Origin of the sequence: Nocardia carnea NBRC 14403, assembly GCF_000308515.1 — a bacterium.
GTDB lineage: Bacteria > Actinomycetota > Actinomycetes > Mycobacteriales > Mycobacteriaceae > Nocardia > Nocardia carnea.
Genome location: NZ_BAFV01000007.1, coordinates 108,670 through 132,787, shown reverse-complemented (window position 1 = coordinate 132,787; position 24,118 = coordinate 108,670). Strand labels below are relative to the sequence as shown.

At 66.1% G+C, this 24,118-nt stretch carries 24 protein-coding genes; 9 read left to right on the top strand and 15 right to left on the bottom strand.

The genetic code is table 11. From position 1 onward, the window contains the following. Positions 1-4 precede the first annotated feature (4 nt). A complete protein-coding gene (locus ON22_RS02415; protein WP_033244055.1) occupies positions 5-211 on the bottom strand; it encodes a DUF397 domain-containing protein in 207 nt (68 codons plus the stop codon). After that, positions 208-1,086 (bottom strand): helix-turn-helix domain-containing protein, encoded by an 879-nt coding sequence (locus ON22_RS02410; protein ID WP_033244054.1) that lies wholly within the window; start codon positions 1,084-1,086, stop codon positions 208-210. The genes ON22_RS02415 and ON22_RS02410 overlap by 4 nt, the downstream gene beginning before the upstream one ends. Positions 1,087-1,746: 660 nt before the next feature. Between ON22_RS02410 and ON22_RS02400 the strand changes: the two genes are divergently transcribed. Then, positions 1,747-2,202, top strand: coding sequence for a hypothetical protein (locus tag ON22_RS02400; RefSeq protein WP_033244052.1), 456 nt, complete (start codon positions 1,747-1,749; stop codon positions 2,200-2,202). A gap of 110 nt (positions 2,203-2,312) precedes the next feature. On the opposite strand, the gene ON22_RS02395 is transcribed toward ON22_RS02400, so the two are convergent. The 5 genes from ON22_RS02395 to ON22_RS36480 all read right to left on the bottom strand — a co-directional run bounded on the left by ON22_RS02395 (position 2,313) and on the right by ON22_RS36480 (position 6,270). Beyond that, a complete protein-coding gene (locus ON22_RS02395; protein WP_231508549.1) occupies positions 2,313-3,104 on the bottom strand; it encodes an ESX secretion-associated protein EspG in 792 nt (263 codons plus the stop codon). A 207-nt stretch (positions 3,105-3,311) separates the two neighbouring features. Then, positions 3,312-4,493 (bottom strand): hypothetical protein, encoded by a 1,182-nt coding sequence (locus ON22_RS02390; RefSeq protein WP_051157075.1) that lies wholly within the window; start codon positions 4,491-4,493, stop codon positions 3,312-3,314. Next, on the bottom strand, positions 4,490-4,876 hold the full coding sequence (locus ON22_RS02385; protein WP_231508548.1) for a hypothetical protein: 387 nt from the start codon (positions 4,874-4,876) through the stop codon (positions 4,490-4,492). The genes ON22_RS02390 and ON22_RS02385 overlap by 4 nt, the downstream gene beginning before the upstream one ends. Positions 4,877-4,983: 107 nt before the next feature. After that, entirely contained in the window at positions 4,984-5,550 is a 567-nt protein-coding gene (locus ON22_RS02380; RefSeq protein WP_033244538.1) for a DUF3558 domain-containing protein, read from the bottom strand. A gap of 210 nt (positions 5,551-5,760) precedes the next feature. Continuing rightward, positions 5,761-6,270, bottom strand: a complete 510-nt coding sequence (locus ON22_RS36480; RefSeq protein ID WP_157170396.1) for a helicase associated domain-containing protein — start codon at positions 6,268-6,270, stop codon at positions 5,761-5,763. 9 nt (positions 6,271-6,279) lie between these two features. On the opposite strand from ON22_RS36480, the gene ON22_RS02370 reads away from it, so the two are divergent. Further along, complete coding sequence (locus ON22_RS02370; protein ID WP_157170395.1) at positions 6,280-6,573, top strand: PIN domain-containing protein; 294 nt, start codon at positions 6,280-6,282, stop codon at positions 6,571-6,573. 507 nt (positions 6,574-7,080) lie between these two features. Here the strand turns inward: ON22_RS02370 and ON22_RS34350 are convergent. The 4 genes from ON22_RS34350 to ON22_RS02355 all read right to left on the bottom strand — a co-directional run bounded on the left by ON22_RS34350 (position 7,081) and on the right by ON22_RS02355 (position 11,848). After that, positions 7,081-8,670, bottom strand: a complete 1,590-nt coding sequence (locus tag ON22_RS34350) for a serine/threonine-protein kinase (protein ID WP_051157072.1) — start codon at positions 8,668-8,670, stop codon at positions 7,081-7,083. A gap of 1 nt (position 8,671) precedes the next feature. Then, a complete protein-coding gene (locus ON22_RS02360) occupies positions 8,672-10,291 on the bottom strand; it encodes a serine/threonine-protein kinase (protein WP_231508547.1) in 1,620 nt (539 codons plus the stop codon). Positions 10,292-10,418: 127 nt separating this feature from the next. Further along, complete coding sequence (locus tag ON22_RS35425) at positions 10,419-10,670, bottom strand: helix-turn-helix domain-containing protein (RefSeq protein ID WP_081595267.1); 252 nt, start codon at positions 10,668-10,670, stop codon at positions 10,419-10,421. 137 nt (positions 10,671-10,807) lie between these two features. Beyond that, a complete protein-coding gene (locus ON22_RS02355) occupies positions 10,808-11,848 on the bottom strand; it encodes an LLM class F420-dependent oxidoreductase (protein WP_033244049.1) in 1,041 nt (346 codons plus the stop codon). A 62-nt stretch (positions 11,849-11,910) separates the two neighbouring features. Here ON22_RS02355 and ON22_RS02350 point away from each other — a divergent pair, with 62 nt between their 5' ends. Genes ON22_RS02350 through ON22_RS02330 form a run of 5 tightly spaced genes read left to right on the top strand, consistent with a single transcriptional unit; the run spans position 11,911 to position 16,498 of the window. Next, positions 11,911-12,924, top strand: a complete 1,014-nt coding sequence (locus tag ON22_RS02350) for a Zn-ribbon domain-containing OB-fold protein (protein ID WP_373280837.1) — start codon at positions 11,911-11,913, stop codon at positions 12,922-12,924. A 13-nt stretch (positions 12,925-12,937) separates the two neighbouring features. Next, entirely contained in the window at positions 12,938-14,005 is a 1,068-nt protein-coding gene (locus ON22_RS02345; RefSeq protein ID WP_231508546.1) for a thiolase family protein, read from the top strand. Further along, on the top strand, positions 14,002-15,168 hold the full coding sequence (locus tag ON22_RS02340) for a thiolase family protein (RefSeq protein WP_033244048.1): 1,167 nt from the start codon (positions 14,002-14,004) through the stop codon (positions 15,166-15,168). The genes ON22_RS02345 and ON22_RS02340 overlap by 4 nt, the downstream gene beginning before the upstream one ends. 2 nt (positions 15,169-15,170) lie before the next feature. Next, positions 15,171-16,046 carry a TIGR03619 family F420-dependent LLM class oxidoreductase gene (locus ON22_RS02335; protein WP_033244532.1) on the top strand — a complete coding sequence of 292 codons (876 nt, stop codon included), beginning with the start codon at positions 15,171-15,173 and terminating at the stop codon, positions 16,044-16,046. A 35-nt stretch (positions 16,047-16,081) separates the two neighbouring features. Then, positions 16,082-16,498 carry a nuclear transport factor 2 family protein gene (locus tag ON22_RS02330; RefSeq protein ID WP_033244047.1) on the top strand — a complete coding sequence of 139 codons (417 nt, stop codon included), beginning with the start codon at positions 16,082-16,084 and terminating at the stop codon, positions 16,496-16,498. Between the two features lie 387 nt (positions 16,499-16,885). Here the strand turns inward: ON22_RS02330 and ON22_RS02325 are convergent, their stop codons facing one another. Continuing rightward, the gene (locus ON22_RS02325) at positions 16,886-18,142 is read right to left on the bottom strand and encodes a cytochrome P450 (protein ID WP_033244046.1); all 1,257 of its coding nucleotides are present in this window, start codon (positions 18,140-18,142) and stop codon (positions 16,886-16,888) included. A gap of 158 nt (positions 18,143-18,300) precedes the next feature. Between ON22_RS02325 and ON22_RS02320 the strand changes: the two genes are divergently transcribed. Next, positions 18,301-19,464, top strand: a complete 1,164-nt coding sequence (locus ON22_RS02320; RefSeq protein ID WP_033244045.1) for a steroid 3-ketoacyl-CoA thiolase — start codon at positions 18,301-18,303, stop codon at positions 19,462-19,464. Positions 19,465-19,897: 433 nt separating this feature from the next. Beyond that, positions 19,898-20,314 (top strand): helix-turn-helix domain-containing protein, encoded by a 417-nt coding sequence (locus ON22_RS02315; RefSeq protein ID WP_033244044.1) that lies wholly within the window; start codon positions 19,898-19,900, stop codon positions 20,312-20,314. A 233-nt stretch (positions 20,315-20,547) separates the two neighbouring features. On the opposite strand, the gene ON22_RS02310 is transcribed toward ON22_RS02315, so the two are convergent. Genes ON22_RS02310 through ON22_RS34345 form a run of 3 tightly spaced genes read right to left on the bottom strand, consistent with a single transcriptional unit; the run spans position 20,548 to position 23,467 of the window. Beyond that, positions 20,548-21,570, bottom strand: a complete 1,023-nt coding sequence (locus ON22_RS02310) for a hypothetical protein (protein WP_033244043.1) — start codon at positions 21,568-21,570, stop codon at positions 20,548-20,550. Further along, complete coding sequence (locus tag ON22_RS02305) at positions 21,567-22,079, bottom strand: ImmA/IrrE family metallo-endopeptidase (protein ID WP_033244531.1); 513 nt, start codon at positions 22,077-22,079, stop codon at positions 21,567-21,569. Before ON22_RS02305 ends, ON22_RS02310 begins: the two co-directional genes overlap by 4 nt. Before the next feature lie 5 nt (positions 22,080-22,084). Beyond that, positions 22,085-23,467 carry a hypothetical protein gene (locus ON22_RS34345; RefSeq protein ID WP_156052283.1) on the bottom strand — a complete coding sequence of 461 codons (1,383 nt, stop codon included), beginning with the start codon at positions 23,465-23,467 and terminating at the stop codon, positions 22,085-22,087. Positions 23,468-24,118 lie beyond the last annotated feature (651 nt).

Genomic DNA, 24,118 nt, shown 5'->3' with positions numbered 1-24,118 from the left:
TGAGCTACCGGCGGTCGAATCGGCCGGAGCGGGCATTCGATGTGAAGGCGGCCCAGGCCGCAGGGGTGAAGGACAGAGCCGGGCCGCCGCGATCCTTGGAATCGCGCACACCGACTACATTGCCTTTGATGAACGCCACCTCGACGCACTCCCGGCTGCCGCCGCTGTAACTGCTCTTGAACCAGCGGGTATCGGATAGATCGACGCTCACCTTGCGAACTCCCTTGCCTTCTCGCGAAGCAGTTGCCTGCTGTCCTGCTCATTCAAGGCTACCCGCCGCAGGTCAGCGTGCGCGTTTCGATATTGCTCGACCACGTCCGGATCTTCGAAGTACATGTCCCCGGTGTAACCCTCGGCGTAGACGACGGGCGGTTCGGTGGAAGTACCTGCCGGCAGGACTTCGAAGTCCAAAATCATGAACGGCCCGGTCAAGTCTCCCAACGGAATACCCGCGGTGAAGGGGAGCACACGGATAACGATATTCGCCCGTGTTCCTATGTCTGCAAGGTGCCGAAGTTGCGCCTCCATGATCCGGCGGCTACCGATCACCCTGTGCAGCACCGATTCATCCAATACGACGTCGAATGGTACAGGCTCGTTCTTCTTCGTGAGCATGATCTGGCGACGCCCGCGCAGTTCTACACGCCGGGCAATCTCGCTGTCCGGCGCGGATGGGTGCGCGACCCGGGTGAGCGTCCGTGCGTAGTCCAGCGTCTGCAACAGGCCGGGGACGAGTTCTTGGAACGACGTCAGTTTCCGCGCACCCGCTTCCAGGCCCATGTACACGTCGAAGTCCAGCGGGATCAGATCACCGTACTGATGCCACCATCTCTTGCTGTCGCCCTGCTGAGCAAGGCCTTTCAGTGCTTCGATCGTTGTCTCGTCGGCACCGCATACGCGGCAGATCGCTTCGATATCCCATAGCCGGATCCGGTCGGCTGCCCCGGTTTCCAGTCGTTGCACGGTGGTGGCACCGCGTTCGATACGCCGCGCCACTTCCGCGATGGTGAGCCCGGCGCCCTGCCGTAGGTCCCGCAGATATCGCCCGATTTGGCGACGCGGAAGGGTCGACCCGATATCTGCCATGACAACCTACTTTCCCCTGAATCACGCCCTCGAATTTGTTCTGACCACCGGTCGGATTCCCCGCGCATCGCGCTGGAGCCAGCCGATACTCGCACCGATTACGACCAAAGCACAACTGCCCCATTGTGAATCGTTCCATTTGGATATGGCAGTTCCGCCGTGGAACAGGTGGGCCGATGCGCGGTACGCCGACCCGAGCCGATATCCAAAAATGGCATCCGTTTTCTCTGGATGAGAGGGGTGCGGTTCGCGGACGAGCGTCCAGCGTCCGTCGGATCGTGTTCTCGGCCTTCGAATCGATTCGATCGGATCATCCGCAGCACGACTGGATTCGCCGGTTAATCCGCTCTACTGGGCCGGCGATAGAGCACGGCCCGACGAGAAGCGATCGACGAGCGGAGGCAGTCATGCCGCGGATCCACACCGAGCAGTCCGAGACCTGGGCACCCGCGCTACCTCGGCGAACGACACCCAGTCACCGAACGGAAGAGGCAGCGTCCCGACTCTGGCGGGCGGCCGAATGCTACGACCTCGATGTGCTCGAACGAGTTGCGCGAAGCCTGCGCGAGCTCGACACGGGGCGGGGGCACCAGACCCGGACCCAACAGGAAATCGACGGTGTCATCGCCCGATACCGCGCGAACCATCCCGGGGCGCAGTGTGACCGTTGATACCTGCGACCTGCACACCGAGCCTTGGATCCCCCTGGAGGCACTGGACATTGCCCGGCATGACGAGGAAGAACTCATCATCCGATGTCCGGAATCGCTGTTCTGCTTACGCGGCGCCCAGGTGATCGGTGGGCAGATCGCACCGCATTTCCGCAATGTCGTCGGTCTGTGCCCCTGGATCGAGGTCGGGGTCCGGGACGCCGCGCCGCCGTGCGGTTGCGAACCGTTCATCACCACACGACAACTGCGGATCGTCATTCATCACGGTGGGAGACCGTGGGGTCCGATCGCCTCGATCGCCTGTCCTGCTGGATGCCCGGAATTCGCACCGGTCCAGGCGGGACGGATCGGACCGCACGGCTTCTCGCGCTGCCCCTGGACCGATATCCACGTGATCGAAAAGGGTCTGTATCCGCCACTACTCACCGCCGAGGACTACCAGTGAACACCACCCACGATTCTGCGCACAGGTTCGGGCACCGCGCAGGTCCCATGGTCAGCTCGGCACGGAACCCCCTGGAGCGCAGAATGGCCTGCGCATACCGCTACTGCCTGTCAGTAATAGGCGTCTTCGGCTTCTTCGCGGAGGGTGCGTTCGGCCTGGTCGATCCACCCGGCGAAGATGGCGATCAAACCCTGGGCAGTCGCGGGACGCAGTTCGAGGTGGGTGCGGTTGCGTTGTTCGACATAGCGGCCGTCGCCGGTGAAATCGCCCCATTGCAGGACCCGATGGCGGTTGGGGGCGGCATGGAAATTGCCGAGCCGGAGGATGGCCTGCCCACCTCCGTCGGCCGGGCGGCGAGCCAGCTGAGCGAAACGGCCGCGGGGACTTCTGGTGTCCTGGACGGAAAATCCGGCTTCCTTGGCAGCTTGTACGTCGGCGAGGTCGAAAGTGACGGGTTTGTCGCGGCCGGGTTCGCAGGGCGGAAGGGCGGCGGCGAGGGCGGCGGGCAGCTGGTCCGCACGCAGCAACTGGGCCCGGATATCGCTGTCCTCGCCGCGGACAGCGGTCTGGCTCAGCACCACTGCGTGCGCGTAGGTCCGGGCGCCGACGACACGCAGATCCTTGCGGGTGTGGCCGTCGCCGCCCCGGTGTTTCACCGAACCGAACCGGATCTCGATCCGCATATCGCAGTGCGCGAGGGTGTGCACGAGAAGGCCGATGCGCTCCCGCTCGTCGGTATCAGCACCGGCACGGACCGCCGCGCGATGCGCCTCGAACCCGCCGACCGTGGGGAATCGGCTGCGGTAGCGCAGGGGTGCGGGCATCCGGTCGTTGCCCTCGTCGAACCAGTGCGCGGCAAAGGTGTCCGGTTCCCAGGTCCAGGCCATGCGGGTGAAATCCATTCCAGGAGAGCGTTCGCGGGCCGACGATCGGATGATCGCCGACCGAAGGACAGCAGTTTCGGTGGGCGGTATCGGATGGGTACTGCGCACCCGGGGATTGCGGTCATCTGCCGCAGCGCACCACCCGGCAGGTGCCGCCCTGCAACGCGGCCCGACCGGCTCCGGCCGGGGCGGTCGGGGCCGACTATGCCCGGCGGTGCGGCGCGGTCAGTAACCCGGAGGTCGTTCGGCGGGCTGCGCGGAGGGGGCCTCGGCGCCGAGCACACCGCCGGGCAGAGTCGGTGCTTCCTCCCCGAGCAGTTCGCGGGTGTTCTCCTCGTTGATCAGATAATCCGGGGTCTGCCGGTTGCCATCGTCGTCACCGGAACCGCCGCGAGCCCCGCCGGGGGCACCCATCATCGGCATACCGCCACGCCCGGCGGGCGCACCGGACGGTGCTTTGGCCCCGGCAGTGCCCGCCGGTACCCCGGCCGGTGCGGGCGAGCCCTGCACGGTCTGGCCCGGTCCGGGTACGCCCGGCCCCGGAGCCCCCGGACCGGGGGTACCGGCCGGGCTTCCAGGGCCACCGGGGGCACTCGGCATCCCAGGGCTACCGGTCGTGCTCGGCACTGTGGATTGCGGTGTGGTACCGGCGGGTTCGGTGGACGCCGGCTGTGTATCCCCCGGGCCGGTTTCTTCCCCGGCCGGTTGCTGCGCGCCGGGCCGTTCTTCGCCGGGCTGTTCCGCACCGGGGAGTTCCTGCCCCGGGGTGCCCGGCCCGGTCGGATTGTCCGAGGGGCCGGCCGGGTTTCCGCCGGTGCTGGTGTTCCCCGGAACTCCTGGATCACCCCCGCCGGGCTGCTCCACCGCCGCCGGGTCCTTCGGCAGCGGCAATACCGGGATCTGGGAATCCGCCGCCACCACGCCGCTTCGGTAATGGGTGACGAACTGTTCCTGAGCCTTCTCGTCGGCCTTACTCACGTCACCTTCGTGGTCGTCGAACCAGTCTCCGGGGTTCCACCAGCTCTGCGGATCGTCCACCACGGGCGGCAGGTTGCGCTGGGTGTTCAATACCGCGTTCGCCGCATCGTCGACCCGGTTCGCCAATCCCTGCAGGGCAGGGGTCAGGTTCGTGGCGTCGGTCGCGTAATCGTCGATCGCCTTCCGCGCGGACTCTGCCGCCGGGCCCTCCCACGCCGACTGGCTCGAACGCCGGATCCGGGCCGCGAACGTGGTGACGCCTTCTTCCCAGCCCGACGCGAGCGCCGCGTAGTCATCGCTGGCGGCGGAGGCCTCCGTCGGGATCATGGTGTCGAAAACCTGTTTGATCTCCACATGCGAATAGGCCGTCGGGTTATCCTCCGCGTCCTGCCCTCGGATCCTCGACTGCTCGTAGCCGACGTCACTCACTGCTTCCCCTGAAATCCCTGCGGCGCGGACGCCATCACCTCGTTGTAGCGGGACGCGAACTCGCTATCGGTGTCCAGATAGCGTTGCGCGATCACCCGATGCAGCTCCTGGATACCGTCGATGATCACGTAATGACGCTCCAGAATGGCGTGCGCGCTATTGCCCGACTCGTCACCATTGGCCTTGTCGCGGAAACGCTTCACCAAGACCTTGCCCGACTTGATCCAGCTCGCCGGGGCCTCGCCCAGACCCCATACCTCCCGGTCCGCGATCCTGTCGGCGATCTCTTGGAGCTCACGGATCTTGTCCTTCATCGCCTGGCAGTCCCGGTCCAGGTAGACGAACTCCTCCGCGTTGAGCCGGACATCCCCACTGAACGACATCGACAACTGGCCCTCATTTGCCGCGTCGATCTGACTCTGAAAGGGACGCCTACCCTCATCCGCCATGACCCGCCCCTGTTCTGGTACTTCTATACCTCACCGCTACCCTATGCGTCCGCCGGCACCAGCGGAAGCACCTTCTCCGCCAACCGCAGTCCGATATCACAGGCATCCTGGTCCCCCGTCAGCCTGCCCGATGGTGGATTGGTGACCCCGAATTCGAGACTTCCCCCCACCAACTCCGCGTTGAGTGTGCAACTATCCCCCGAATCGTCACGCTGTGTAACGATGACCGTTCGGCCCGCCACAACGGTTTCCCGTACTTGCTGCACATCCTTCTCGCGCGCCATGTCGATGGTCAGGTTCGTCGCACTGATGCTGGTGGAATAACCATCAGACACCACCCAACGACAACCGCTCCACGCAATATCACCGCGCCGCATCTCATCCTTGGACGTAGAGCTATTCGTCGAATGCAGGTTTTCCGTATCGAGAATTTCCTGCGGGATGTCTACACAGGGGTCGAACTTTTCCGGTACCTGCGGTGCCACCGACTGCCCGGCCGCCGACCCCTCCGGCTCCGCGGACCCACCGTTGGACTCCCCACACCCCGCCGCCAGAACGACACTCGCCCCCACCAGCACGGCATACCCCGACCTTCGCCAGTTGCCCACTTTGCTCCCTGTGTCGATCCGGAACATCTCCCGCAGGACCGAACCGGCTCCTCCGCCCCCGCGAGCTTGCAGCGACGGTATCGGACATTCGTCCACGTGCGCAACCGGAACCACCCCTCACCAGCCCCCACGATGCGCCCGTTCCAGAGCCACCCCACGGGCCTGGCACCGGACCCGACCCACCGCGCTTGGACGGGAACCGTCCTGGGATCACTCGGAGTAAGTCCCCCAGTCCATACCGAGCTCGTCGAGCGCGGCGATGCGCTGCTCGCCGATCGTGCCGTCACGCCGCGCGATCCGCTGCGTGCGGAGCCAGGCACCGAGGGCGAACCCGTCCCGGTGCGGTAGCCGTACGGTACCCGCGCGGTGCCGTGTTCCCGGCAGTAGACCGCCAGCGCGGCGCGCCCCTGCTCCCACCGGTGGGCGCGGACGTCCCAGATCATTCCGGCACTGTCGAGTTCGGCGATTCGCTCGGGCGACAGCCGGTCGATGAGGAGGTCGCGGCGGCGATGGGCGACCCACTCCCCCAGGCGAAACCCGTCCAGGGGCGACATACCGCTGCGGCACGAAGGTGTCGCCGTATTCGCGGCGATAGTCGAGCAGCGCGGCGATCCCGGCCTCCCATTTGTTCCGCAGCGGAGTGAATTCGACGCCCAGCCCAGCCAGGATCTCGGTCCTTTCCGCGGACAGACTCCCCTGGGTGTAGTTCCTGCGCTGCACCGCGATCCATTGCCCGAGCTTGTACCGGAGGGGGCCCGTAAGGCGGGCCTGGTCACCTTGGCGACCGAACTGTTCGACGAATTCGGCGACGAAGCCGAAGCCTACGACTTCCGCGCGGCACGTATCTACGGCCGAATCGTCGCCGAACGCCGTCGCCGCGGCCGGCCGATGGGATACGGGGACGCACAGATCGCCGCGATCTGCCTCGCCAACGACTGCCCGGTAGCGACCCGCAACGTCAAGGACTTCACGGACCTGGGCCTCGCTATCATCAATCCCTGGGAAACCACCGAACCGCACTGATTCGGTGCCGAACGTCCGTTGTTCGGCCCGGCCCGAGCCGAACAACGCCGCTGATCGACCTGGGGAGTCGCTCAGGTGGCATGGTTGAGTCGAAGAACTCGAATCACACTGTCTCCACACAGGATTCGCGCTCCCTCGATATAATGTTCCAGGACGTCGCTCAGCGTTCGAGCTGGGTCGAACCACCAGGAACAGGCAGGGGGACTCGGAGTTCGGGATGCCGCGCCGCCGTGCGGTTGCGAACCGTTCATCACCACGCGACAACTGCGGATCGTCGTTCATCACGGCGGAAGACCGTGGGGGCCGATCGCCTCGATCGCATGTCCTGGTGGGTGCCTGGAATTCGCACCGGTCCGAGCCGGCCGCATCGGCCCGCACGGAAACCGGATCTGCCCGTGGAACGGTATTCGTGTGGTCGAGAAGGGGCTGTATCCGCCAGTGTTGTGCGCCGAGGACTACCGATGAGTCGGTGAGCTGTCGCGGCAAATGAATACGTCGGTGGTCACCTTACCGGCCAAGCGGCGCCTTCCTCCACATATTTTCGATAACGTGCTCATCAGAGAGCGTGTCACCCTTTTTGACGAAGTTGACCACAAACCGGCCGCGTACCGGGTCATCCGGAAACCCAGTGAGTATGCCGGCGCCGACAGAACCGTCGCTGACGATCGGAAGCGATGACGGAAGGTCGGGGTGCCGCTCATTCCAGACACGCGCACCGGGCAGGGCGGCGAGACCGTCGATGTATGCCTTCGCCGCATCGGGGCTACCGAAGTCGAATACCGTGATGTGTTGGCTGAAATCCGCGTCGTCGCAGGTGACACCGTTCTCGTATACGCCACCTTCACGCAGTAGCCCTGGCGCCAGGCCCGGGATCGTCGCGTTGCACTGCAATTCGAGCCATCCTATTCCGAACTCGCGGGAGGAGACCAGCTGCGGAAACGTCTCCGCGAGGGCTTGGTTCCGGCTTCCCCATTCTCTGGTGTCCCACTGAGCGATCAACCCCGGGAGGAAGGTCGCAGCGGCAACGCCGACGACCACGACAACGCCGAGCACGGCCCCCACCGCCATCAGCGCCTTACGGGGACCTCGTCGAGCCGGGCGTGACGAGGGCAGCCCTGGCACGTGTTGTATCGGAGGTATGGACTGCATAGGTGGCGGAGCACCCTGTGGCACCGGCATCGCCGCAACCGGGTGCGACGGGGCCGAGAGAGGCTTCGCAATCATCGTCGGCGCCACCCGGCGCGGAGCAGGAGCGAATTCGACGGCAAACGCGGCCCGAGCAGCCGCAACGAATTCGCCGCAACTCGCGAATCGCTCATCTGGCTGCTTGGCCATACCCCGCGCAATGACCTCGTCGAGTACGGCGGGCAAGTCCGGCCGAACCTCGGACACTCGTGGCGGCGGCTTGACCAGGTGCGCTGTGATCACCTGTCCCGCGTTGGTGTAGTCGTACGGTGCTCGTCCGGTCAACAGCATGAACAGGGTGCAGGCCAGCGAGTATTGGTCGGAGCGGTGATCGACGGGTACGCTGGATAACTGCTCGGGTGAGGCATAGGCGATTGTCGCGGTGAATGATCCGTCGGCGGTGAGTCCCGCATCGGATTCCATCAATCGTGCGATACCGAAGTCGGTGAGCACGGCGCGTTCTTCGCGTCCGGCGTCGGCTGCGGCTAGCAGGATGTTGGCAGGCTTGACGTCTCGGTGCAGAATGCCGCGCGAGTGGGCATAGTCCAGTGCGTCACCCGTTTGTGCGACAACGCTCAGGATTCGCCCTGGAGGCGAGTTGTACGGTGTGAGTTGCCCGGCGTGACCACCGCGGATGTACTGCATTGCGATCCACAGATGTCCATCCGTGGCGCCGCAGTCGTACACGTCGACGATGTTCGGATGTTCGAGGCGTGCGATGACACCGGCTTCCTGTTCGAACCGCAGACGCAGTTCTTTATCGGCCGATGCAGTCGGGACGAGCAACTTTAGTGCGACCTGCATCGGTAACCGTGGATGCCGGGCGAGATAGACCGTCCCCATTCCACCTTCGCCGAGCACGCCCTCGATATCGTAGCCGGCGAACGAGTCGCCGACTCCCAGCCTCATCATCTCAGTTCTCCGTCCCCGCACCCAGCGGCGCCTGCGGCCACCACTGCTCGAATACGTCGGAAGCGGAGTGGTTCGCCCATTCGAGCTCGAAGACGAATCTGGACCGCTGTTCGTCATCCGGGAAGCGCGTGTAAACGACACCGTTGGCAAAGCTTCCCGGCGTCGGCGGCTCGATGGTCACCGTCACCTGGCCGTCGGCACTCGGGTGCGTGACAACCTGATCGGCCGCACGATCACGGACAAAGCTATCGACGGTAGCAGTCGCCTCGGCTTCGCTGCCGTACATCTTCACCTGGTAACTGACCCCGGTGTCGTTGTTCGAACAGCGGACCGCGACCACCCGGCCGTCCATATAACTCGTCGAGTAGCAGGTTGCGCCGAGCCACCCAACCGCAAACTGCGCTTCGGCCAGTAGATTCGGGAAGGCATCCGCAACAACCTGGTGCTCATCATCCCACCGGTTGATCCAGGCGGTAATGGCGTCGCGCTGCACGAACACTCCCGCCGCAACCAAGACAACCACGGCACCGATGCCCGCAAGTATTCGTAATGCACGTGACTTTCGGCGCGGTGCGGGCGCGACTCGGGCCGGCGCGGGCACCGCCTGGTACGGATGCACGCCGTACATGTGCTGTTCCGCCGGATCAGTTTGATACATCGGCCCCGGCAGCGGTTGGTGCCCTGCCATCTGCGCTGCCGGATTCACCACTGTTGCTGCTGGATTCAGCACGGTGGCCGCCTGATTCACCACGGTCGGACCGGTATAAGCAGGAACTGGAACCGCCTTGCCGCCCAGCACATCGGATGCAACCGAGGCGAATTCTCCGCAGCTTCCGAACCGCTCCTCACGGTTCTTGGCCAGCGCCCGCGCGAAAACCTGGTCGAGCGCCGGCGGTAGATCTGAGCGGAAGTTCCCCAGCTGCGGCACCGGCTTACTCAGGTGACCTGCGACAACCTGCCCGGGGCTGGTGTTCGCGTATGGAGTCTGACCGGCCAGCAGGGCGAACAGTGTGCAGGCGAGTGAATACTGATCGGCGCGATGGTCCACGTGCTCGGCGGACAACTGCTCCGGCGAGGCATAGGCCAAGGTGGCGGTAAATGTACCCGTGGCGGTGAGCTTGGTACTGGAATCGAGCATGCGCGCAATACCGAAATCCGTAAGTACCGCACGTTCTTCCCGGCCCGTTTCCGACTGCGCCAGCAAAATATTGGCCGGCTTGACATCGCGATGCAGCACACCCTGCGCGTGCGCATGATCGAGCGCCGCAGCGGTTTGGGTGACGATCCGCAGCGCGCGATCTGGAGTCATAGATCGCGGATCCAACTTCGCGACATCGCTGCCCCGGATGTACTGCATGGCAATCCACAGGTGACCGTTATCGGCCCCCCGGTCGTAAATTCCCACGATGCCCGGGTGATCCAACCGGGCGACGACATTGCCTTCCTGCTCGAACCGCCGCCGCACCTCAGGGTCGGCCGAGACGTCACGATTGACCAGTTTGAGCGCCACCGAACGCGGCAATCGAGGATGCCGAGCAAGGTAAACCGTGCCCATTCCGCCTTGACCGAGCACGCTTTCAATGGTGTACCCGGCGAAGGATCCGCCGATGCCAGCCTCCACCCCCAACCCTCCCAGTCAGCCCTGCGATATCGGCATGCAGTGTAACCGCATCCCTACAGCAACGCCGAGTGGCACGGTGGCGCCTCAGCAAGGGCCGGCCCGCGCCCGCCAAAGATGTCAAGGACCGTCATTCGGTTCGCTCATGTCGAGGACGGACGGTGAGCTCAAGCTCGAGAGCGGAGAGTACGTCGAACAGTCGCTCGATCGCTTTCGTCGTATCGCCCTCTTCGAGTTGAGCGAGCGAGTAGCGATTCGTTTGGGCGAGTTCGGCTAGTTCGGCCTGTGTCATCCCCCGCGACTTACGGGCAGCACGGACCACGCGACCCAGCGCAGACGCCGACCGCACACGCAGCCCGTCAGCGCTGCCCATTGTTGCCATAACGCCACATTAGAACCGAGCCCGCCACGTGCCAAGAAACCGCCACATTGACACACACTTGACGGGATGTGGCGATTTCGCCACACGCTACCTGCGGGACGCACAGCGGGTAGCGTGCGGCGATTTCTGAAACAAGTTCACCCGGCGTCGAGCAGTGGCGCCACACGCTTCAGTTGATCTACGTCGGGCACCGAGACCAACAGCATGGTCACACCCGAGGCTTCCCACACACCGATCTGCTCACGGACTTGCGCCTCGTTGCCGATGATCGCCGTCTCCAGGACCAGTTCGTCGGGGACGGCGGCGGCCGCCTCGGCTTTCTTGCCCGCCTGGAACAGCGTGCCGATCTCGTCGACTTCCTTCTCGTAGCCCATCCGGCGATACACCTGGGCGTGGAAGTTGAGTTCCGGCGCGCCCATGCCGCCGATGTAGAGCGAGGTGATCCAGCGCATCCGTTCGATCTCGGCGGCGACATCGTCGGTGATGATGACCTGGGCGGTGGCGGCGATTTCGAAGTCTTCCCGCGAACGCCGGGCACCCGGGCGGGCGAAGCCTTCGTCGAGCCATTCGTTGTAGACGCCGGCCATCCGGGGCGTGTAGTAGATCGCGAGCCAGCCGTCGGCGATCTCCGCCGTGAGTGCCACATTCTTGGGGCCTTCGGCGCCGAGCCAGATCGGCAGATCCGCACGTAGCGGGTGGGTTATCGGCTTCAGTGGCTTGCCGAGACCGGTGGCGCCGGGGCCGGTGTAGGGCAGCGAATAGTTCGGTCCGTCGTTGGTGACCGGGGCCTCGCGGGCCAGCACCTTGCGCACGATATCGACGTATTCGCGGGTGCGCTGCAACGGTTTGGCAAACGGCTGCCCGTACCAGCCTTCGACCACCTGCGGGCCGGAGACGCCGAGCCCGAGAATGGCCCGGCCGCCGCTGAGATGGTCGAGGGTCAGCGCGTGCATGGCCGTGGCCGTGGGGGTGCGCGCGGACAGTTGCACCACCGAGGTGCCCAGCCGCACCCGCTCAGTGGCCGAACCCCACCAGGCCAGCGGGGTGAAGGCGTCCGAACCCCAGGATTCGGCGGCGAACACCGCGTCGAAGCCGGCTTCCTCCGCGGCCACCACCACTTCCGCGGCATGCTGCGGCGGTGCCGCGCCCCAGTATCCGAGCTGCAATCCGAACTTCACAACCGACCCCTTTCCCGGCCTACTGCTTGCCAGCAGAATAAGAACCTGTTCTACTCGATATCGTGACTCATGGGAATACTGCACCCACGGTAATTACGCAGGAACGCCCGCCAGGACTGAAACCGAGCGATGTGCTCAGTGCGCCCTTGCGGATGGAGTTCGACTACACGCGTTCTGTGGGACCCATCATCGGCAAGTTCCTCACCGGCCTGCGCGAACGGCGCATCTTCGGTATCCGGGGCTCGGACGACCGGGTGCTGGTGCCACCGGCCGAGTTCGATCCGGTGACCGCCGACCCGCTGTCGGAGTTCGTGGAGGTCGCCACCACCGGCACCGTCAAATCCTGGACCTGGGTCCGCGATGTGCTGCCCGGCCAGCCGTTCGACCGGCCGTTCGCCTACGCGCTGATCCAGCTCGACGGCGCCGATACCGCACTGTTGCACGCGGTGGATGTGCAGAACCCGGAGCAGATGAGCAGCGGGATGCGGGTGACCGCCCGCTGGGCCGACGAGCTCACCGGGACCATCCACGACATCGTCTGCTTCGAACCCGGTGACGCCCCGACGGCGGAACCGGCACCGGCCTCGGATGCCGAACCGGTCACGATGATCACCACCCCGATCGGGATGGACTACAAGCACACCGCCTCCCCGGAGGAGACCGCGTTCCTGCGCGGCCTGATGGAGGGCAAGCTGGTCGGCGGCCGCGCCGATGCGAACAGCAAGGTGTACTTCCCGCCGCGTGGTGTCGACCCGGTCGACGGACGGTCCACCGCGGACATGGTGGAACTCGCCGAGACGGGCACCGTCACCACCTTCTGCATCGTGAACGTGCCGTTCATGGGCCAGCGGCTCAAACCGCCGTATGTGGCCGCGTATGTACTGCTCGACGGCGCCGATATCCCCTTCCTGCATCTCGTTCTCGGCATCGAGGCGAGCGAGGTGCGGATGGGTCTGCGGGTCAAGGTGGTCTGGAAGCCGCGTGAGGAGTGGGGCCACACCATGGCCAATATCGACCACTTCGAGCCGACCGGCGAGCCGGATGCCGACTACGACACCTACAAGCATCACCTGTGAGAGGGCTCCCCGCGTGACCATCACCGAGCGTTCCATCGACAACGCCACCGAGATCGCCGTCGTCGGCTTCGCGCACGCACCGCATGTGTCGGAGACCTACGGCACCACCAACGGCGTGGAGATGCTGGTGCCCTGTTTCCAGCAGATCTACGACCAGCTGGGCATCACCAAGTCCGATATCGGCTTCTGGTGCTCCGGATCGTCGGACTACCTGGCCGGCCGGTCCTTCTCGTTCATCTCCGCGATCGACTCGATCGGCGCCGTCCCGCCGATCAACGAATCGCATGTGGAGATGGACGCCGCCTGGGCCCTGTACGAGGCGTGGGTGAAAATCCGCTCCGGACAGGTCGAGACGGCTCTCGTCTACGGCTTCGGAAAATCCTCCGCGAGCACCCTGCGCAAGGTCCTCACCACCCAGCTCGACCCCTACCTGGTCGCGCCGCTGTGGCCGGACGCGTTGTCCGTCGCCGGGTTGCAGGCCCGGGCCGGGCTCGACGCCGGACGCTGGACCGAACGCGATATGGCCGCCGCCTCGGCCGCGCACACCGTCGACGGTAAATCGATCGACGAGCTGCTCGCCGCGCCCTACGTCGCCGACCCGCTGCGGGAACACGACTGTGCGCCCATCACCGACGGTGCCGCCGCGATCGTGCTCGCCGCCGGTGATCGCGCCCGCGAACTGTGCCAACGTCCCGCGTGGATCACCGGGATGTCGCATCGGATCGATTCCAGCGTGCTGGGCGCCCGCGATCTGACCGTCTCCCCCTCGGCGGCCGCCGCCGGGCAGGCAGTGACGAACGGCGATACCAGCGGTATCGACGTCGCCGAACTGCACGCACCCTTCAGCCACCAGCAGCTCATCCTCGCCGAGGCGCTGGGACTGAAACCGGAGACCAAGGTCAATCCGACCGGCGGTGCGCTGGCCGCCAACCCCATGTTCGCCACCGGGCTGGAACGCATCGGCTATGCCGCGCTGCCCATCATGGCGGGCACCGCCGAGCGCACGCTGGCGCACGCCACCAGCGGCCCGGCCCTGCAACAGAACCTTGTGACAGTCCTGGATTCGGAGGCCCGCCGATGAGTTTCCCCGCCGCGGTGCTGGGCACCGGACAGACCCATCACGTCGCCAAGCGCGGCGATGTCTCGATGGCCGGGATGTGCCGGGAGGCGATCGACCGGGCACTGGCCGATTCCGGCCTGACCATGGCCGATATCGACGCCATCGTGATCGGCAAGGCCCCGGACATGTTCGAGGGCATGATGATGCCCGAGCTGTACCTGGCGGATGCGCTGGGTGCGCCCGGGAAACCGCTGCTGCGCGTGCACACCGCCGGTTCGGTCGGCGGCTCCACGGCGTGTGTGGCCGCCAATATGGTGCAGGGCGGTGTGCACGAGAAGGTGCTCGCCATCTCCTGGGAGAAGCAGTCGGAATCGAATGCCATGTGGGCACTGTCGATTCCGGTGCCGTTCACCATGCCGGTGGGCGCGGGTGCGGGCGGCTACTTCGCGCCCCACGTGCGGTCCTATATCCGACGGTCGAACGCGCCGCTGCACGTGGGCGCGATGGTTGCCGCCAAGGATCGCCGCAACGGGGCCAAGAACCCGCACGCACACCTCAAACAGGGTGACAAGACCATGGAAGAGGTCCTCGCCTCGCAGGTTCTGTGGGATCCCATCCGGTTCGACGAAACCTGCCCCTCCTCCGACGGCGCCTGCGCCGTGGTGATCGGCGGCGAGGAATCGGCCACCGCAGTGGAGGCGTCCGGCAAGAAGGTCGGCTGGATCCACGCCACCGCCATGCGTACCGAACCGCTGGCCTACGCCGGCCGCGACCAGGTGAACCCGCAGGCCGGGCAGGATGCGGCCAAGGCGCTCTGGGCGCAGGCCGGGATCACCGACCCGCTGGCCGAGATCGATGCCGCCGAAATCTATGTGCCCTTCTCCTGGTTCGAGCCGATGTGGCTGGAGAACCTCGGTTTCGCCGCCCCCGGCGACGGCTGGAAGCTCACCGACAAAGGGGAAACCGAAATCGGCGGAACGCTGCCGGTGAACCCGTCGGGCGGAGTGCTCTCGTCCAACCCGATCGGCGCGTCCGGCATGATCCGCTTCGCCGAGGCCGCCAAGCAGGTGATGGGCCGGGCCGGTGACTACCAGGTCGAGAACGCCCGCAAGGCGCTCGGCCACGCCTACGGTGGTGGCTCGCAGTACTTCTCGATGTGGGTCGTCGGGTCGGAACGCCCATGACGCTGAAATTCAGCCTCGGGGTCGCGCTCAGCCCGCTGGAACAGCTGCCCGAACTGGCTAAAACCGCGGAGGAGGTCGGGTTCAGCTCGATCGCGCTGCCGGATTCGCTGTTCTATATGAAATCCCAGGCAGCGAAATATCCCTACACCCCGGACGGCGCCCGGTTCTGGGGCCCGGACACCCCGTGGGTGGATCCGCTGATCGCCGCGACCGCCATGGCCGCGGTGACCACCCGGCTCCGCTTCTACACCAACGTGCTCAAACTCGGTTCCCGGAATCCACTGCTGCTCGCCCGCCAGGTCGGGTCGGTGGCGAATCTTTCCGGTAACCGGTTCGGGTTCGGTGTGGGGATCGGCTGGGCGCCGGAGGAATTCGAATGGTGCGGGGTGCCGTATGCGCGCCGCGGTGCGCGGGTCGACGAGATGATCGAGGTCATCAAAAAGGTCCTCGCGGGCGGCATGGTCAAGTACCACGGTGAATTCTTCGATTTCGACGAACTACAGATGAGTCCGGCGCCGAGCGAACCGGTTCCGTTCTACATCGGCGGCCATACCGAGGTGGCACTGCGCCGTGCGGCCCGGGTGGGCGACGGCTGGACCTCGGCGATGATGAAGTTCGAAGATCTGCAGTCCACCATCGCCCGGCTCGGTGAACTACGCGCCGAACACGACCGCGCCGATGTGCCGTTCGAGATCCAGGCCGTCTGCGTGGACAAGTTCGGCCGCGACGGCTACCAGGAGCAGTACGACGCCGGCGTCACCGACGCGATCGTGATCCCCTGGCTGGCCGCCGGTATCGGATTCGACGGAGATATCGAGGCGAAGAAGGACGCGCTGCGCAAATTCGCCGACGAGAACATCCAGAACCCGATCACCTGAACGGACAGCCACCACGGCTTGTCGAGAGGAAACTCATGAGCAGCGACGAACATCCCGCACGTGCAGCCGGTCTGGCCTCGCAGGCCGCTGTCCGCGCCCGGGACAAGGACGCCTGGCTCGCACTGTTCGCGCCGGACGGGATCGTCGAGGACCCGATCGGCCCCTCCGGTTTCGACCCCGAAGGCAAGGGACACCGCGGCCCCGAGGCGATTTCGGCGTTCTGGGACAAGGCGATCGCCGGCACCGATTCGATCGAGTTCTTGTTCGGTGATTCCTTCGCCTGCGGCGCGGAGGTCGCGTTCACCGGCACGATCCGCAGTACCATCGGCGGGCATCGTATCGACGCCGAAGGTGTTTTCACCTACAAGGTGGACGACTCCGGGAAGATTCTGGCCCTCCGTGCGTTCTGGGAAGTAGATCGCGCGATGGCCACGGCCACCCCGGTCGGCTGATCGGCGGCAGGCCGACCCCTCACGGTCCGCCCGCCGATCGGCTTTCTATACCGAAACGGCCCCGCACTCCTCGGAAGTGCGGGGCCGTTTCGTGTTCACTCGCCGAATGCCGGCAACCGGCCACGGCACCGGCGGCGCGGCAGCTCCGGCGCAACAGAGCCACGGCCGTCGTCATCGCCCGGCCGGAGAGGTGGGCCCGGATCTCGAGAGCCCGGTATGGAACCGCTCCCGGCCCCTTGCAAAGCTTCGGCCCCGCACCCTGTGGATGCGGGGCCGAACTGTGGGCCGCGCCGCCGCCACAACGGCGCGGGCGCACACTCTGAGCCGGTTACGTTCCGGCCCCGGATACCAGCGGTACCCGGGGCCGGAGGCGTGGTGCCGCGGCGCTCAGCTCGCGGTCTGCCCCGTCACCGGGCAGGTCTTGTAGTCGACCTGGAATTCCTTGACGCCGTTCAGCCAGCCGGACCGCAGCCGTCGCGGATCGCCCAGCTTGGAGATATCGGGCATATGGTCGGCGATCGCGTTGAAGATCAGGTCGATTTCCAGCTTGGCCAGGTTGGCGCCGATGCAGTAGTGCGCCCCGGTTCCGCCGAAGGCCACATGCGGGTTGTCCTCGCGCGTGATGTCGAACTTCATCGGGTTCTCGAAGACGTCTTCGTCGAAGTTCGCCGACCGGTACACCATCAGGACCCGCTGGCCCTTCTTGATCTCCACGCCACCGAGTTCGGTGTCGGAGAGCGCGGTGCGCTGGAAGGTGGTGATCGGGCTGGCCCAGCGGATGATCTCGTCGGCCGTGGTCTTGGGGCGTTCCTTCTTGTACAGCTCCCACTGATCCGGGTTCTCCAGGAAGGCGATCATGCCGTGGGTGATGGCGTTGCGGGTGGTCTCGTTACCGGCGACCGCCAGGAGCATCACGAAGAATCCGAATTCCTCGGATTTGAGGGCTTCACCGTCGATATCGGCCTCGACCAGGGTGGTGACGATATCGTTGGCCGGGCAGGCCTTGCGGGCCTCGGCCATCGCATAGGCGTAGCCGAGCAGTTCGGTGGAGGCCTGCACCGGATCCACATCGATTTCCGGATCGTCGTAGCCGGTCATCTCGTTGGACCAGGTGAACACCTTCATCCGGTCTTCCTGCGGTACGCCGATCAGTTCGGCGATCGCCTGCAGGGGCAGTTCGCAGGCGATCTGGGTGACGAAATCGCCCGACCCGTTCTCGGCCGCGGCCTTGACGATGGCCTCGGTACGCTTCGACAGCTCGTCCCGGAGCGAGTTGATCGCGCGCGGCGTGAACCCACGCGAGATGATCTTGCGCATCCGCGTGTGCTCGGGCGGGTCCATGTTCAGCAGGATGAAACGCTGCAGCTCGATCTGCTCGCGCTCGATATCGTCGTTGAACCGCGGCAGCGCTGTGTTCTCGAAGGTCGAGAAGACATCACTGCGCCGCGAGATCTCCTTGATGTCGGCATGCTTGGTGACGACCCAGAAGCCGTCGTCGTGGAAACCACCGACCTCGGGCGATTTCTCCTGCCACCAGATCGGCGCGGTACGGCGGAGTTCGGCGAACTCCTCGATCGGTACCCGCTGCATGTACATATCGGGGTCCGTGACGTCGAACCCCTCCGGCAGGTTCGGCCGGCCCATGCGCGTATCCACCACCAGATGTCTCCTTCGACAAACTGAAACACGTTCTACAATCATTGAAGCACAGGCATAAGAACGAGGAAAGAAACCGGACTGAACTTACCTCCGCCCGTGTGCGGAACACGTTACAGTTTTCTGTCCGAAACGAAAGGTTCAAGATGGGCACACCCGTTATCGTCGAGGCAGCTCGCACCCCCATCGGTAAGCGCAACGGCTGGCTTTCCGGGCTCCACGCGGCCGAGATCCTCGGTCTCGCCCAGCGCGGACTGCTCGATCGCGCCCACCTCGATCCCGCCAAGGTCGAGCAGATCATCGGCGGCTGCGTCACCCAGGCCGGCGCACAATCCAACAACATCACGCGGACCGCCTGGCTCGCCGCCGGGCTGCCGTGGCAGATCGGCGCCACGACCATCGACGCCCAGTGCGGCTCGGCCCAGCAGGCCAACCATCTGATCGCCGGGCTGATCGCCACCGACGCCATCGATATCGGGGTCGCGTGCGGTGTCGAGGCGATGAGCCAGGTGCCGCTGGGCGCCAATGTCGGCGACCAGGCCGGCCCGCGCCGGCCGGCCTCCTGGGATATCGATATGCCCAACCAGTTCGAGGCCGCCGAGCGGATCGCCAAGCGGCGCGGTATCACTCGCGAAGATATCGACGCGCTCGGTGTCCGGTCGCAGCGGCTGGCCGCCCAGGCCTGGTCCGAGGGCCGCTTCGATCGCGAGGTACTGACGGTCACCGCCCCGGTGGTCGACAAGGAGGGCAACCCCACCGGCGAGAAGCAGGAGGTGAGCCGCGACCAGGGGCTACGGGAGACCAGCGCGGAGAGCCTGGCGAAGCTGAAGCCGGTATTGGAGGGCGGCATCCACACCGCCGGCACTTCCTCGCAGATCTCCGACGGTGCCGCGGCGGTGCTGCTCATGGACGAGAAGGCCGCCGAGCGGGAGGGCCTGCGGCCGCGGGCCCGGGTGGTGACCCAGTGCCTCGTGGGCTCGGAGCCGGAGTTCCATCTCGACGGACCGGTGCAGGCCTGCAGCCGGCTGCTCGAACGGTCCGGGATGACCATCGACGATATTGATCTGTTCGAGATCAACGAGGCTTTCGCCTCTGTCGCTTTGTCGTGGGCTCAGGTCCACAAGCCGGATTTCGACCGGGTAAATGTGAACGGCGGCGCGATCGCGCTGGGCCATCCGGTCGGCTCGACGGGGTCCCGGCTGATCACCACCGCCCTGCACGAACTCGAACGGTCCGATCGCAGCACCGCAATGATTCTCATGTGCGCCGGTGGCGCACTCGCGACGGGAACGATCATCGAACGACTGTGACAGTACGTCGAATTCACGACCGATGATCCAGCGGATCCGGGGTGTTAGTGCCCCTTCACAGGCATGAGCCCCGGATCTCCGTAATTTCCACACGTAGGTTGAACGTTCATCTCACCGTTGAGCAGACGTGTCGTACGCCACACAAAGTGCTATACAGCGCTCCAGAAGGGGCATCAGCAATCCGAAGGCTACTCGCCGCCCGTCCGGGAACACCCCCCGGAGGGGCGGCTACCTGGCGGTATTACCGGCCCACAAGTTCCGTGCGGGGTAACCCGCAAACGCGATACCGCGGTCCACTTCCCCGGATACAACCTAGAAGCTTCAAGGAAATCCTGAACCAGGCGTAGGTTTTCAGTTACTGAGCCGCTAATATCAATGATAGGTATCCGAGATAACGACTGTTAGTACAGTGAAGGGAATTGGGCGGCTCACAATGGCTGATTTCGCGGCGCGGCTGAACAAGCTGTTCGAAACCGTGCATCCCCCGGGGCGTAAGCCGCACACCAATGCAGAGGTAGCGGCCGCACTGACGGCATCCGGTCATCCGATCTCCAAACCGTATCTGTCGCAGTTACGGTCGGGCCAGCGGACGAATCCGTCCGATGAGACGGTCGCCGCCCTGGCGAAGTTCTTCAAGGTCAAGCCCGACTACTTCTTCAACGACATCTACGCCGCGAAGATCGACCACGACCTCGAACTCCTAGCGCAGCTACAGGGTTACGGGCTGCGTCGGCTGTCCAGCCGGGCCTTCGACCTCTCCGAGGAGTCGCAGAACCTGCTGACCTCCATGGCGGAGAAACTGCGTGCCAGCGAGGGTTTGCCCGAAGTTCCTCCGGACGGAACGGAATAGAACCGGAAACAGGCACGGTGCGATCCCCCTCGGGTTCGCACCGTGCTCGTTCCTGCCAGGGGGTAACCGTCATACCGGCGGCCGAGCAGGGAAGAATTTCTGCGGCAGCAGTATCGTCAAGCCTCGAGATCTGCGGTGTCCGATAATCACAGTACCGACCACTCGGCATCATTCCCGAGCCGCTCCGAGTGTTATCACAGTGACGTAACGGACGTACCGCATACCTCGGGCAACTAGCGTGTAGCAGGCTCCGGTTGTGCGGCCTGTTCCGGCAGCGCATCGAAGGCCTGGGCAATCGCCTGCACCCAGCCGCGCGGGCTGATCCCCTCCGGCGGCGCGATCCACCGGGCATCCACCACGGCCGGTCCCAGCGGATGCTTGGCCCACTCGGCAACGCGCTCGGCCCGCCGGCCGATCGCCGGCGGGGGATCACCGGCGGCAGCGATCTCCACTCCCCCGCCCGACTGCAGGTACAGCGCGTCCATGATCTGCGCGACCCGATCCGAGGCCTTGAGCTGGGTGGATGTCCCGGTCTCCTCCTGGACCACCTCCGGGAACCGCTTCACCATCACCTTGTGCAGGCTCTGCACGCGGCGCAGCAACAACCGCGCCCGCAACCACATCTCGACCACGATCCACACCGCACCGAACGCGATCAGCAGCGCGGCAACCTGCCACAGCGGCCACGCCCACGTCGGCATGCCCGGCTCGGCGCCGGGAGCGTCGGTGAGGCCGCGCTGAATCTGCCCGGCGGCCAGGCCGATCACCAGTGCGGTTCCGGCGATATAGATAGCGATACCGCGACCCAGCGCCGTCCAACTGAGATTGCGCAGCCCGGTCACCACGATGAAAATCCCCGCCGCCGCGACGACGGCCCAGCCGAGGGTGAACGACCACAGCACCGCGGCGGCGATCGCCAGAACCCCGAGACCGTATATCCCCCAGGCGATCTGGCGCAGATTCCGGCGCGAAACCACCGGCCAGGCCGCGGAAGCAACCACCGAGGTCGCGGTGACGAACAGCAGCCAGGCACCGACGACCACGCCCTCGGACAGCAACCCACCGGGCAGACCACCGGGCAATAGATTGTCGATCGCCAGCCCCACATCAGGTATCGCCGCGGTACAGGCCAACGCCACGGCGGCAACGGCGACCACGATCGCCACCCGGGCGGTGGTCGCCGGTTTGACGAGAACACGTCCCACCCGAGCGCCGGCGGCGACCCAAACCAGGAGGGCGGTCAACCAGAACGTCATCCCAGAGCCTCATCGAATCGAAGGACCGAGACGCCCGCGCCCCGGCTGTTGAAAACGCGCAAACGTGTCATCAGCATGGCGGCGAACGTTTCGGCCTCCCATTCGGCCTGGTCGTTCTCGCCGTCCTCGACGGCGGTCTGATGTGCACGCTGACTCAGCATGTAGGCGATCAGATCGTCACTCACCTCGAGCGTCACCTCGGTGGCCGGGGCACCCTCGTGGTCGAAAACGATATGGCCCAGCTCGTGCGCGAGCGTATGGTCGCGACTCGGCAGCGCGCTGGCCAGCACGATGATGTCCTTGGCCGGGTAATACCGCCGCTGCCCGCAGACCCCGGGGCCGAGATCGGCGTCGGTGATCTCGATCGGCCTGCCCCGCTCGGTGGCCACTGCGTCCACCACCTGGTCCAAGGTGGTGGCGTCGGCGTCGGCGGCGATCGCGCACACCGCGTCCACGGCGGCCGCGACGCGACGGTAGGCGCGAGTGCTTTGTGTTTTGCTCTGTGTCATCGCGATCACGCACCCGTTCCGAAGAATTCGGAGCGCGCGGCATCGATACGCGCCTGTGCCTGTGCGGCGCTCTGATAGCTCATCACGGCCGAACCGCCACCGGCGATGGCGAGGGCGACGAGCCCACCGATCACCGACAGCAGCGCCGGTTCCGGTAGCACGCCTTCGGCGCTGGTCGGACGCACGGTGTGATTCGGCGGCGCAGCGGCCACGGGTGGCGCGCTCGGAGCAGGCGCCGGACCACCGGGCGCGGCGGGAGCCGGGGCCGCGGGGGCAGGAAGACCCGCCCCGACCGCGACGTCCACCACACTGGGCGCGCCGGGGCCCGCACCGCCGCCACCGGGGGCGGGCAGCGCCAGCGGCGGCCCGACCGGAGCCGGCGGAACCGGCGGCAGGGGCAACAAGAGAAGAAGCAGCGGGGCGGCCGAACCCACACCGGCCGAACCCAGGGCCGCCGAGCCGGTCGCGGCGGAACCGGCGGCCGCCGAACCCGTGGCCGCGGAACCCACTGCGGCCGAACCGAGCCCGGCCGAACCGGTACCGAGTACCCCGACCCCCGCCGAACCGAGGGCCGCCGAGCCCGTACCCAGCACGCCGATTCCAGCGGAACCCACTGCGGCCGAGCCCGTTCCGAGCACTGCGGAACCGGTACCGAGGCCGGCCGATCCGGTGACCCCCAGACCCGCTCCGGCGGAACCCACTGCGGCGGAACCGGTACCGAGCGCAGCGGAGCCCGTCCCCGCGGCGGCGGAGCCGGTCACCGCCAAGGGCGCGAGCGCCGCCGACCCGACCGCTGCCGAACCGGTACCGAGAATCGTGCCGAGCGCGGTGCCCAGACCGATGGGGCCCACGGGTTCGGCAACCTCGCTGGGTGCGGGCACTGATGCGGCAGGAGCCGCGGAGTCGGCTGCCGGACCGGTTTCTGTGGAACTATCGCGGCCCGGAATATCCAAAGTTTGCCATTGCGCGACCTCGCCGGATTCCGAACCACTGCTCCCGGTGGCGCCCGGCGCGGCAGGCGGACCGCTCGGTTCCTGGGCGGAGGGAACACCGGCGGGCGCGGGCGGTGCATCGGTGGGCGCGGGCGCACCCGCACTGCCGGTACCGAGTCCGGCGCCCGGGCGGTCGCCCTGGGCCGGCGCGGCTGCCCCGGGCCCCGCGGGCGTCTCGTTCGCCCGGCCGGGAATCTCGAGGGGTGCACTGGGGCCCGATTCCGCACCGGCATCGCCGGGCGGCGTCGCCCCGTTGCCACCACTTCCGGTCGGCCCCTGCTCCACCTTGGGCGAGCGGCCCGGCTCGGCGGCTGCGTATCCCGGCCCCCCGAGTAGCGCCAGGCAACCCACTGCCCCGGCTACTGCGAGTAATCGCTTGCTGCGACCAACGGCCATGCGCCAGCCATCCCCTCGATCGATATTGCGGATCCCCCGGTGATGACGCCTTCCGGGCAGAACGAACAGCTGGTTGCCCATGGTAAACCAGGGCCCTGACCGGCGCATAACAAAGTCGCGAGACAGCAGCCGCCGCACGCTTCGCCGCAGGTGGAGCGACAGGCCACAGCGGTGATATCGCAATCGAGCATGGGATTACTCACAGTTACCGCTCGATTGGTCAGGTAGCTGAGCCGCCCGGACACCGGACCGAGTCCGGTCGGTGCCCGTCGCCCACAGCCGGGAGTCGCCGGATTCGGACCGGCTCTGGTCGGCCGACCAGAAATCGCCGGCGGCGCTGCGCGGGGGGCATCCCTAGGCCGGAGGACGCCATCGACCGCTCGGTACCAGCCAACGGCGCGAGAACTCCCCAGTTCCCCACACACACCCCGGACCGAGCAAACCCATCCGCCCGCGTGCGCTGTACGCGAAGTAGGCGCTGCACCGCCAACGAACCCACAGGTCACGCCGGATCCGCCATCGCACGAGGGAACAGGTTTTCCGGGTGCGTTCACCCAACCATCCGGGTTCCGGACCGTCCGACGTCCAGAGACCCCGAACCCGCAGGCGTGAATGTCTCGCGGATCGTGCATCCGCCCCGGCTGTGGACGC